Source organism: Aeromicrobium sp., from assembly GCF_036676885.1.
Taxonomy (GTDB): Bacteria; Actinomycetota; Actinomycetes; order Propionibacteriales; family Nocardioidaceae; genus Aeromicrobium.
Map to the genome: position 1 here is coordinate 1 of NZ_JAKFCB010000021.1, position 9,378 is coordinate 9,378.

Below are 9,378 nucleotides of genomic sequence, written 5' to 3' on the forward strand. Positions count from 1 at the left end.
GCGATCACGACGGCGTCGGGCTTGCGCCGCTCGGCCTCGCGCAGCACGGAGTCGCGGAACGCATCGCAGGCCCCGTACGGCCCGCCGAGGTCGCGGTCGTACCGGGTGATGTCGGACATGGGGCACCGGCTCTTGGCCCACACCGTGACGGCCCAGCGTTGCTGCAGCCCGGCCTTGATGACGGCGGGTGCGATGGCGCTGCTGATCGAGTCGCCGACCACCAGCAGGCTCTTCCTGGTCGGGCCGTCGTCGGCGAACGTGCATGCCTCCCACGGCGGGGCGGAGGTCGCCTCGAAGCCGACATGGCAGCCCTTCTCCTTGAACGGCAGCCCGTCGCCGGCCGCCTTGTCCAGCGCGGGCTTGACCTTCCTGAGGTCCGCCGGCTCAGGCTCCTCGGGGGCCTCCACGGCGCCCCTCGGCGGATCCGGCGGCGGCGCGACGACGACGGTGTCGATCGTCTCGGTCTCCGAGGCGTACGCGACGGTGGGTATGACGGCAGCGATCAGGGTGGCGCCGACGGCGAGGCTGAGCGCCGGGCGCCTCACCAGGACCCGGGCGTGACGGATCGGGTTCTCGACGAGGTGATAGCTCAGCACGCTCAGCGCCACGGCCAACGCGACGAGCCCGAGGCGTACGAGCGGCGTACGGGACCCGAGCACCTCCGGACCGATGATCAGCACGGGCCAGTGCCACAGGTAGAGGGAGTAGGAGAGGTCGCCGACGTACGTCAGCGGGCGGATCGAGAGCATGCGGTTGAGCCAGGAGTACGGACCCGTGCCGGACACGATCAGCAGCACACCGGCCAGGGTCGGCGCGACGGCCAGCCATGAGGGGTACGGGATGTCGGCCGAGCCGGACTCCTCGAGCACGTAGACGCTGAGCCCGAACAGCATGAGCCCCACGACGCCGAGCGTGGCGCGGGTGCGGCCCCGCCAGCGGAGGATCGCCGGCACGGCCAGCGCGATGAGCGCTCCGGCGGCGAGCTGCCAGGCCCGGGCCGGCGTGCCGAAGAACGCGTACGGCTGGTGGGTCGTCGTGAGGTGGATGCAGTACGCCAGCGACACCACGATGACCGCGACGAACGCGGTGCCGAACCCGATGACGTACACCGCTCTGCGCCGACGCGACAGGCGCCAGATCGCGGCGAGGGCGACCAGCAGCAGCGGCCAGACGAAGTAGAACTGCTCCTCGACGCCGAGGCTCCAGTAGTGCAGCACCGGCGACGGGTTGCGGTCGGTCGCGAGGTAGTCGGTCTCCTGGTGCGCGAACCGCCAGTTGCCGGAGAACAGCGCCGACCACAGGACGTCCGTGCCGATCGCCTTGCGCTCGACCGGGCTGATGAACTCGCGGACCGCGAGCATCGTCACGACCAGCACGAGCACCGACGCCGGGATGATGCGCCGTGCCCGGCGAGCCCAGAACCGGCGCAGGCTGACCGTCCCCGTGGCGGCGATCTCGCGCAGCATCAGCTGGGTGATCAGGAAGCCGGACAGCACGAAGAACAGGTCGACGCCGACGAATCCGCCGGTGACGTGCGGCAGGCCGGAGTGATAGGCGACGACGAACAGGATCGCGAGGGCGCGCAGGCCCTGGATGTCGTCGCGCTTCTGGGTCGTACCTGCCTGGCGGCGCGGCTGAGCGAGGTGCTGGCCCGCTTCGAGGACAGCCGCCATCGTCGGCCGCCTACATGCGGGGGCGGGGGCGCCTGGTGCCCGGTGGTGCCGATGCGCCGGCCCGCGCCTTCTGGTTGCGGACGGGAACGTGGAGGCGGCGGTGACGCGGAGTCTGAAGCGTCGACTCGATGTGGACGGCGAGCATCAGCATGATGCAGAGCGCAGCGAAGAACGTCAGGATGACCAGCACCGAAGCGCCCAGGCTCGCGGTCATCGTGCGTCTCCCTTACATACGTGAACGACCGGGTCGTGTGGAGCGGTCAGCATCCTCGTCATCTGCCTCTCGGGGGGTTGGCCGATGTCACCTGTTCGGGGATTACCCGACATACGAGGCCGAAACCCGGGGCATCCGGATTTTTTCTGCCACGACGTCAGCTGCCCCCTCCCGTCCAGGCGGGAGGGGGCAGCATCGTGGTCACTCGGCGGACAGCGCGTGCCCCATGCGGAAGACGTTGTCGGGGTCGACCTCGTGCTTGATCGCCAGGAGGCGCTGATGGACCTCGGGCTTCCATGCCCTCGCCACCTGTTCGGGTGTCGTGGAATCGCCCAGGAAGTTGAGCAGCGAGGTCCCGGTGAGCCACGGCGACAGCGCCGCGTGGATGTCGTCCCCGGCAGCGATGGCGGCCTCCTCGATGCCCGGGACACCGGGCCCGAGCAGCAGGACCGAGAACGCTCCGTCACGACCGGCGACGGCGTTGGGTGCCTCGGGCTGGCGAGCCAGGGCTCCGCCCAGCTGCCGGACCTCGACCATGAACAGCGGGATGTCGACATCGGGCCCGGCAGTCCGCACGATCGCATCCACGGTCTCGGCCGTCAGGTCGCTGAGCAGGCCGCCGCGCTCCCATACGGGCAGCGGATCGGTCGGGTCCTGATGGATCGCGTCGAACTGGGAGGACGGCATGGTGCCGGCCTGATGCAGCAGCGTGCCGATCTCGAGCATCGGGGCCAGCAGCCGCTCGCCCTCCTCGTCCGGCCCGTTGTGCGCGAACCGCAGGTGCACCACGAACTGGCCGCGCAGGGGCTCGGGCAGCGTGTCGAGCGGGGGAAGGCGCAGGAACGCGATCGACGTCGTCGTCGGTTCCGGAAGGCCGGCGCACCATGAGCGGTATGCGTGCAGCACCTCCGAAGCGCTCTCCGCGGCGTAGAAGACCGCCGCACCGTAGAGCGAGCTGACCGGGGCGAGGCGGAACTCCATCTCGGTGACGATGCCGAAGTTGCCCTTTCCGCCGCGGACGGCCCAGAACAGGTCGGGCCGGTTGTCGGCATCGACGCGGGTCAGTTCGCCGTCGGCCGTCACCATCTCGACGTACGTGACCTGGTCGGCCCCGAACCCGCGCTCGCGCGCGAACGGCCCGATGCCTCCGCCGAGGGTGAAGCCGACCACCCCGACCTGCGACGACGATCCGCACACGGGTGCCAGCCCGTGCAGGGCGGCGGCGCCGATCACGTCGCCCCAGCGCGTTCCGGCCTCGACTCGGGCGACGCCGCGCGACGGGTCGATGGACACTGCGCGCATACGGCTCGTCGTGATCAACACCGTCGATCGTCCGACTCCGGCGACCGGGCCGTGCCCCGTGGCCTGGACGGCGACGTGGAGGCCGTGCGCGACGGCCCACCGTACGGCGGCCTGTACGTCCTCGGCGCAGGTCGCGCCGACCGCGATCGCCGGGTCGTGGACCGCAGCGAGGTTGAACGTGGCCGTCTCGGCCGCCATGCCGTCGTCGCCGGCGACCAGCACGGGGCCGATCACGTCGGCGCGCAGCTGGGCGACGGCATCTGGATGAGTAGTGGCCGGTGAGGCCGGGTCGAGGATCGTCATGATGTCTCCTGTTTGTGGGTGTGGCCCGGCATCTCCGGACCTTTCAACCATCGAGGCGGCGACGCCCTGCGGTCCACGACCTGTTTGCTCCCATTCGTTAGGCAACGCCTAACGCCGAGGACTATCGTTCCGGCATGGAGCTGCGGCAGTTGCGATACTTCATCGCCGTCGCCGAGGAGAGTCATTTCGGTCGCGCGGCCAACCGACTGCTGATCGCATCGCCGTCGTTGAGCCAGCAGATCAAGGCGCTCGAGACGCGACTCGGAGTCCGGCTCTTCGACCGGTCGAGCCGCGGAGCGACGCTGACCACTGACGGCGAGCGACTGCTTCCGCATGCCCGCGCGACGGTCGCCGCCTCCGAGCAGCTGCTGGACGAGGCACAGCGCCTCTCGGCCGGCCGGCACACGACCCTGCGCCTGGGCTTCCTCGCGTACGCGTTGACGGCTCCCTCTCGATCCCTGCTCGTACGGTTCGGCGAGCGCTATCCGCACGTGAGCGTCGACCTCAGGCAGTACGAATGGGACGACCCGTCGGCCGGCCTGCTCGACGGCACCAGCGACGTCGCCCTCGTGCGCACGCCGTTCAGCGGCGAGAGCCGGCTGCGTACGGTCGAGATCGCCCGCGAGCCGGTCCTCGCGGTCATGGCGGAGGGACACGAGCTGGCGACGGCGGAGAGCATCCCGGCTGTCCGGCTCGCACAGGAGACGTTCCTCGAGGCGGCGCACGTCACCGACCCGGTCTTCGCGGCGTACTGGTACCTCTGGGGCCAGCGGCCCGACGATCGCCCGGTGGCGCGCAGCCGCTCCACCACGGTCGAGGAATGGCTCGGCGAGATCGCGATGGGCCGCGGCGTCAACATCGTGCCGGCCGGGTTGGCGGCGGAGTACCAGAAGCCGGGACTCGTGTTCGTCCCCGTCGACGACCTGCCGCCCTCGCGGCTCGTCGTCGCCTGGAACCCGGCAGTCGTCACGCCGGTGGCGCTCGATTTTGCCCGCCTCGCGGCTCGACCGCCGGGCTGACCCGGATGGCCGACGTGCACATCGTCACGTCGGCTCAGGTCGTCCGCGCGTGCATCCACCTGAAAGAATCAGTGCATGGCAACCCACCCGACCCCGGACGCGCAGGTCCTCGCTGGACGACCGTTCCCTCTCGGCGCGCACCCGGAGGCCGGCGGCGTACGTTTCGCGGTCGCCAGCAGCGTCGCCGAACGCGTCGAGCTGTGCCTCATCGACGACGACCTCAACGAGCGCCGTATCGAGCTGACGGAGCGTACGTTCGGCGTCTGGCACGGCCTGGTGCCGGGAGTGACGCCCGGCCAGAAGTACGGCTTCCGCGTCCACGGGCCGTACGAACCCAAGACCGGGATGCGCTGCAACCCCCACAAGCTCCTCGTCGACCCGTACGCCCGGCGCATCAGCGGCACGATGACCGACATGGAGGCGGCGCTGGGCTACGCCGATGACCCGGAGGGCGTCGAGCCGTCACAGGTCGACTCGCTCGGCTCGGTCCCGCTGAGCGTCGTGACGAGTCCCGGCGGTCCCGACACCGGCGTCAAGCCCGAGGTCCCCTTCGAGGAGACCGTGATCTACGAGCTCCACGTCAAGGGCTTCACCGCGCAGCACCCCGACGTGCCGGAGCCGATCCGCGGGACCTACCTCGGCCTCGCGCACCCCGCCGTCATCGACCACCTCGTGCGGCTCGGCGTCACGAGTGTCGAGCTGCTGCCGGTGCAGACGTTCAGCGACGAGCCGGCGCTCGTCCGGGCCGGCCGCCACAACTACTGGGGCTATTCACCGCTCGGCTTCTTCGCCCCGCATGCCGGCTACGCCAGCGAGCCCGGTCGCGAGGTCGAGGAGTTCCGCACCATGGTGGCGGCGCTGCACGCCGCCAACATCGAGGTCATCGTCGACGTCGTCTACAACCACACGTGCGAGGGCGGGCCCGACGGTCCGACGCTGAGCTTCCGCGGTTACGAGGCGCCGGCCTACTACCTGCACGACGAGGACGGCCACATGGCCGACATCACCGGGTGCGGCAACACGCTCGAGTCCAGCTCGCCGACGGTCGTCCGCATGGTCACCGACTCGCTGCGCTACTGGGCCACCGAGCTGGGGGTCGACGGTTTCCGCTTCGACCTCGCGAGCACCCTGGGCCGCCCCAACGGTGGCAAGTTCGACCGCGACTCGACGCTGCTCACGGCGATCGCCTCCGACCCGATCCTGTCGCGCTGCAAGCTGATCGCCGAGCCGTGGGACGCGACCGGCGAGGGCTACAAGGTCGGCGACTTCGGCGCGCAGTGGGCGGAGTGGAACGGCATCTACCGCGACACGGTGCGCGACTTCTGGCGCGGTGCTGCCGGGGGAGTCGACGACCTGGCATACCGGCTGTCCGGCTCCTCCGACCTGTACGACCACACGCTGCGTCGCCCGTGGCAGTCGATCAACTTCATCAACGCGCACGACGGCTTCACGCTGCGCGACCTGGTGTCGTACGACGAGAAGCACAACGAGGCCAACGGCGAGGACAACCGCGACGGCACCAACGACAACCGCTCGTGGAACCACGGAGTCGAAGGCGAGACCGACGACCCCGCGATCCGGTCGCTGCGGCAGCAGCAGGCCCGCAACCTGTTCGCGACGCTGATGCTGTCGACCGGCACGCCGATGTTCGTCGCCGGCGACGAGCGGTGGCGCACGCAGGGCGGCAACAACAATGCGTACTGCCTCGACGATCCGACCTCGTGGGTCGACTGGACCGAGAACGACGAGGCCGCGTCGATGCTGGCGTTCGCGCGCCGGGTCGTGCACCTGCGCGCCGGCAGTCCGGCGCTGCGGCAGCCCGAGTTCTTCGACGGCCGCACCACGCCGACGGGTCGTCCTGATCTCATCTGGCTGCGCCCCGACGGCCTCGAGCTCGAGGAGGCGGACTGGGAGGACGACGACCGACGCACCCTCGGCATGTGGATCGACGGGTCCAACAGCCAGTCCCGTACGCGTGAGGGCGAGCTGCTCACGGATCACTCGTGGCTGCTGCTGATGCACGCCGGCGCGGACCCGGTCGACGTCGTGCTCCCGGGCGTGGAGTTCGGTGAGACCTTCGAGCCGACCCTCGACACGACGACGCCCGATGGCGCCCCCGGGTCGACCGAGCCCCTGACCGCCGGCAGCTCCCTGACGCTGCCCGGCCGCTCGCTGCTGCTGCTCAAAGCCCCCCGCGAGGACTGATCGGGGGACCGGTGAGGCCGCTCGCGAACCTCAGCGAACGGAGTGGTTCACGGGTGGTGATGCCGGTGACGGCGGCCGATCACCGGCCAGTCGGCGGGCTGGTCTCCCGCTCGGCGCGCGACGTACCGCATCACCAGGAGCACCACGGTCGTCGTCAGCACGCTCGACAGGAGCACCTCGTCGCGTGACAACCCGTCGATGTTCGGCTGCAGCTCCTCCTCGGTGGCCCAGCCGAAGAACACCTCACTGGTCACCAACCCGAGGCCGAAGCACGCGACAGTCGTGATCGCGGTCGTCAACAGGCGGTATGCCATGCCCCTGCCAGCAACCAACCCGGCGAACACGCCGAAGCCGAGCGACATGGCACCGAGCACGGCCAGTCCCTGAAGTCCCAGATCCCACTGCATGGCACTGCCTCCGTCCTGAAGCCCCACTGATTCGATCGTCAACGCTCTCCCTCGACCCACCAAGGGCCGGACTGCCCGGCCCGGAGGGTCCAAAGGCCATGAAAGACGCCGGCTCGCAGAGCTCGCTGGGCTACTCGACCGGCGAGATGTTCGGCCGTAGCGTCTTGCCATGAGTGAGAACGCATCTTCTGAGACAGGGCCCGTCGTCCAGCTGCGACTCGTCGTCGAGGCCGACGACTACGACGAGGCCGTGAGGTTCTACCGCGACGTGCTGGGCCTGCGGGAGCAGGAGGCTTTCGAGGCTGAGGGTGAGGGCGCCAAGGTGACGATCCTGCACGCCGGCTACGCGACGCTCGAGATCGCCAACCCGGAACAACGACGCATGATCGACGAGGTCGAGGTCGGGCATCCGACGACGCCGCGGCTGCGGGTTGCGTTCGAGGTCAAGGACGCCGAGGAGCGGACGCAGACGCTGGTCGAAGCGGGTGCCACCTTGGTGGCTCCTCCGACCGAGACGCCGTGGCGATCCCTCAACTCGCGGCTGGATGCCCCCGCGGGCCTGCACATCACGCTGTTCCAGGAGCTGATGACGCTCGAGGAGCGGGCCGCGCTCCAGGGCTTCGGGACCGACGAGGACCGCCGCGACTGAAGGGCGCAGGGTGCGCGAGCGTCTCGGCTCGCGGGGTCTCGATACGCCATGCTCGCAGAGCTCGTCGGGCTACTCGACCGGCGACATACGGCCCGTGATCGCGGGGGTCGGTTTCTTCGGAATGCGCGTGGGTAGGTCCACGCAGTAGGTTCGGAGGTGACGCACGCATTCGACGTACGGGGGAGCACTGCATGACAGGCCGACTCGGGATTGACGACGTCAGACCTCTGTCCGGGGATGGCACCTACGCCTCCAAGGCTGTCGCGGGCGAGCACGTGCCCGTCACCGCGACGGTGTGGCGTGAGGGCCATGACGCGGTGGCCGCCACCGTGGTGTGGCGGGGGCCGAACGAGCGCCGCGATCGTCTGACCCGCATGCACGAACAGGGCAAGAACACCGACTTCTTCAGCGCCACGATCGTCCCTGACGCCACGGGACTCTGGACGTTCCGCGTCGATGCGTGGGGCGATCCGTGGACGACGGTGCTGCACGCGATCGAGGTCAAGCTAGCCGCCGGCCAGACCGCCGCGGAGCTCGCCAACGACCTCGAGCTCGCCGCCCGCCTGCTGGACGAGGTGGCCGCCCGCAAGGAGCGCAAGGCGCACCGCCCGGCGCTCGAGGGCGCCGCCAAGGCGCTGCGTGCCAAGAGGCTGCCGCTCGGTGCGCGCACCGGCCCGGCGCTGTCCGACGACGTCCGCGCGATCATGCACGACTTCCCCGTACGCCAGGTCGTCACGGAGGGCCCGACCCGCCAGATCTGGGTCGACCGCGAGCGCGCGGCGTACGGCTCCTGGTACGAGTTCTTCCCCCGCTCGACCGGCGGCGTCGACAAAAAGGGCAAGCCGGTCCACGGTACGTTCGCGACCGCCGCCAAGGAGCTCGAGCGGGTCGCCGACATGGGCTTCGACGTGGTCTACCTGCCACCGATCCATCCCATCGGCCGGGTCAACCGCAAGGGCCCCAACAACTCCCTGACGCCTGGCAAGACCGACGTCGGCTCGCCGTGGGCGATCGGCGCCAAGGAGGGCGGGCACGACGCGATCCACCCCGAGCTCGGCAAGGACAAGGACTTCGCCGCGTTCGTGCAGCGCGCCAACGACCTCGGCATGGAGGTCGCCCTCGACCTCGCCCTGCAGGTCGCACCGGACCACCCCTGGGTCAAGAAGCACCCCGAGTTCTTCACGACGCTGCCCGACGGCACGATCGCGTACGCCGAGAACCCGCCGAAGAAGTACCAGGACATCTACCCGCTCAACTTCGACAACGACCGCGACGCGATCTATGCGGAGATGCTGCGCGTGACGCTGCACTGGGTCGAGCGGGGGGTCCGGGTCTTCCGGGTCGACAACCCCCACACGAAACCACCGGACTTCTGGGCGTGGCTCATCGCGCAGGTCAAGGCCGAGCACCCCGACGTGCTGTTCCTCGCCGAGGCGTTCACCCGCCCGGCGCGGCTGTGGGGCCTGGCCCGGCTCGGCTTCACGCAGAGCTACACCTACTTCACCTGGCGCACCACGAAGCAGGAGCTCACCGAGTTCGGCGAGGACCATCGCGACCACTGGGACCTCGGCCGGCCCAACCTGTTCGTCAACACGCCGGACATCCT

General features: G+C 69.9%; 8 protein-coding genes. 4 read left to right on the plus strand and 4 right to left on the minus strand.

Annotated elements, in window-relative coordinates; all coding sequences use genetic code 11:
- The 3 genes from V6M46_RS01225 to V6M46_RS01235 all read right to left on the minus strand — a co-directional run.
- The coding region (locus V6M46_RS01225; protein WP_332661860.1) for an acyltransferase family protein at window positions 1-1,673 on the minus strand (1,673 nt) is incomplete at its 3' end.
- 10 nt (window positions 1,674-1,683) lie between these two features.
- Window positions 1,684-1,887, minus strand: a complete 204-nt coding sequence (locus V6M46_RS01230) for a hypothetical protein (RefSeq protein WP_332661861.1) — start codon at window positions 1,885-1,887, stop codon at window positions 1,684-1,686.
- A gap of 201 nt (window positions 1,888-2,088) precedes the next feature.
- A complete protein-coding gene (locus V6M46_RS01235; RefSeq protein WP_332661862.1) occupies window positions 2,089-3,492 on the minus strand; it encodes an FAD-binding oxidoreductase in 1,404 nt (467 codons plus the stop codon).
- A 134-nt stretch (window positions 3,493-3,626) separates the two neighbouring features.
- On the opposite strand from V6M46_RS01235, the gene V6M46_RS01240 reads away from it, so the two are divergent.
- Together V6M46_RS01240 and glgX are read left to right on the plus strand one after the other, a co-directional pair.
- Window positions 3,627-4,511 (plus strand): LysR family transcriptional regulator, encoded by an 885-nt coding sequence (locus V6M46_RS01240; RefSeq protein WP_332661863.1) that lies wholly within the window; start codon window positions 3,627-3,629, stop codon window positions 4,509-4,511.
- Between the two features lie 75 nt (window positions 4,512-4,586).
- Entirely contained in the window at window positions 4,587-6,716 is a 2,130-nt protein-coding gene (glgX, locus tag V6M46_RS01245; protein WP_332661864.1) for a glycogen debranching protein GlgX, read from the plus strand.
- Window positions 6,717-6,763: 47 nt separating this feature from the next.
- Here the strand turns inward: glgX and V6M46_RS01250 are convergent, their stop codons facing one another.
- Window positions 6,764-7,123 carry a hypothetical protein gene (locus V6M46_RS01250; RefSeq protein ID WP_332661866.1) on the minus strand — a complete coding sequence of 120 codons (360 nt, stop codon included), beginning with the start codon at window positions 7,121-7,123 and terminating at the stop codon, window positions 6,764-6,766.
- Window positions 7,124-7,292: 169 nt separating this feature from the next.
- On the opposite strand from V6M46_RS01250, the gene V6M46_RS01255 reads away from it, so the two are divergent.
- Together V6M46_RS01255 and V6M46_RS01260 are read left to right on the plus strand one after the other, a co-directional pair.
- Window positions 7,293-7,772, plus strand: coding sequence for a VOC family protein (locus V6M46_RS01255; RefSeq protein ID WP_332661868.1), 480 nt, complete (start codon window positions 7,293-7,295; stop codon window positions 7,770-7,772).
- A gap of 191 nt (window positions 7,773-7,963) precedes the next feature.
- A partial coding sequence (locus V6M46_RS01260; protein ID WP_332661870.1) for a maltotransferase domain-containing protein occupies window positions 7,964-9,378 on the plus strand: 1,415 nt, incomplete at its 3' end.